Origin of the sequence: Rickettsia sp. TH2014, from assembly GCF_019249195.1 — a bacterium.
Lineage (GTDB): Bacteria > Pseudomonadota > Alphaproteobacteria > Rickettsiales > Rickettsiaceae > Rickettsia > Rickettsia felis.
This window is the reverse complement of the sequence record NZ_MXAX01000015.1, coordinates 1-1,538: the sequence shown is the minus strand read 5'-3', so window position 1 is coordinate 1,538 and position 1,538 is coordinate 1. Positions and strand designations below refer to the sequence as shown.

Here is a 1,538-nt window from a genome sequence, read left to right as displayed (position 1 = left end):
CTGTAAGATTAAATCTTGACTTCTACAATACTTAATAGTCGCTTTAGAGCCTGACGAAACAATTATTAAATATAAAAAACGTCAACCTATACATAATCAATTACAACGAGCAAAAATTTTAAGTTCTTTCACGTTTGTTGATAAAGTATTTATATTACCTAAACTAAAAGATTTTAATGATTACGCCCGATTAGTACAAAATATTTGTCCTGCTGTAATCGCTGTAACAAAGCACGATCCTCAGTTAATAAATAAACAAATTCAAGCAAAATTAATAAATGCGAAAGTAATAGAAGTTGTTGACTTACTGCAACATCCTAATATAGGAACACTTTCTAGCTCAAATATTATTAAAAATATGTAGTTTTTACAAAAATTTATCGATTTTTACTTTAATAAAACTGTATATACATTTATATTATATATAGAAATAACTTTATATGTGCTATGAAAAATATTATTAGACATCTTTTTAAACCAGCTTATAAAGAGGAATTTAAAGGAGACACGGAAGCGCTTGCCACCGCAGCGTATATAAACATACGTGAGGATGCGAGTCTAGGCTCGACATCTAAATTACCTCTAGAAGCGAAGTTTGGGAAAATGTCTATTACTTTTATTAGTTTATTGATTTTTAGCAATATTTGCTTTGCCTCCGAGCCGTTACCTTGGCAGGTAACGTTCCAGCCGCCGGCAAGTCCGATTATGGAGGAATTACATCATTTTCATAATTTTCTGCTTTATATCTCAACAGCTATTGTTTTATTCGTTGCCGGATTACTTGGCTTTGTATGTATCAGATTTAATGCAAAAAATAATCCAGTACCGGCAAAATTTTCACATAATGTTTTAATAGAAATAATTTGGACTGTAATCCCTATTATAATTTTAGTTATTATTGCAGTGCCGTCTTTTAGAATAGTGCGTCATGTCGAAAAAATACCCGAAACGGATTTAACTATTAAAGTAGTAGGTTATCAATGGTATTGGCATTATATATATCCTGATCATGATAATTTAGAATTTGATAGCGTAATGATCTCTGATGAGAATTTAAAACCTGACCAAAAAAGATTATTAGACGTTGATAATCGAATTGTTATACCTGAAAATGCTACCGTAAGGTTTCTCATTACCGCAGGTGACGTAATACATAGTTTTGCCGTTCCGTCACTTGGGTTTAAAATAGATGCAGTGCCTGGAAGAATCAATGAAACATGGACAAGAGTTGCCAAGAAAGGTGTATATTACGGACAATGCTCGGAGCTTTGCGGCATCAATCACGGCTTCATGCCGATTGCTATAGAAGTAGTAAACAAAGAAGATTTTGATAACTGGATTGCAAGCAAGAACAAGACGGTCATGAATGGCGAGAATCCAAAATTAGCGGCTAACTAATTATTATTTAGAAATTTTACGGACATTTTCAGATATGACCAACCACAATAACCCTTATCCACATCTTTTTCCTAAACAAGCAAAAGAAACGATATTTTTAAAACATTTTACATGTAATAGTTGAGATTTAATCTTACATT

1 protein-coding gene and 2 pseudogenes are annotated in these 1,538 nt (G+C 32.2%); all 3 read left to right on the top strand.

Annotation, left to right across the window (positions count from 1 at the left end; translation table 11 throughout):
• Nucleotides 1-25: 25 nt before the first annotated feature.
• Nucleotides 26-364: pseudogene (locus KYQ89_RS07475) on the top strand (glycerol-3-phosphate cytidylyltransferase); the annotation flags it as partial.
• 83 nt (nucleotides 365-447) lie between these two features.
• Nucleotides 448-1,398: a cytochrome c oxidase subunit II gene (gene coxB, locus KYQ89_RS00205; protein ID WP_218459795.1), complete on the top strand. Its 951-nt coding sequence runs from the start codon at nucleotides 448-450 to the stop codon at nucleotides 1,396-1,398.
• A 34-nt stretch (nucleotides 1,399-1,432) separates the two neighbouring features.
• Nucleotides 1,433-1,516 (top strand): annotated as a pseudogene (locus KYQ89_RS00200) (acetyltransferase); the annotation flags it as partial.
• Nucleotides 1,517-1,538 lie beyond the last annotated feature (22 nt).

Coding starts and splice junctions, on each gene's coding strand:
- coxB (WP_218459795.1), top strand. CDS start 448: ATGAAAAATATTATTAGACATCTTTTTAAACCAGCTTATAAAGAGGAA.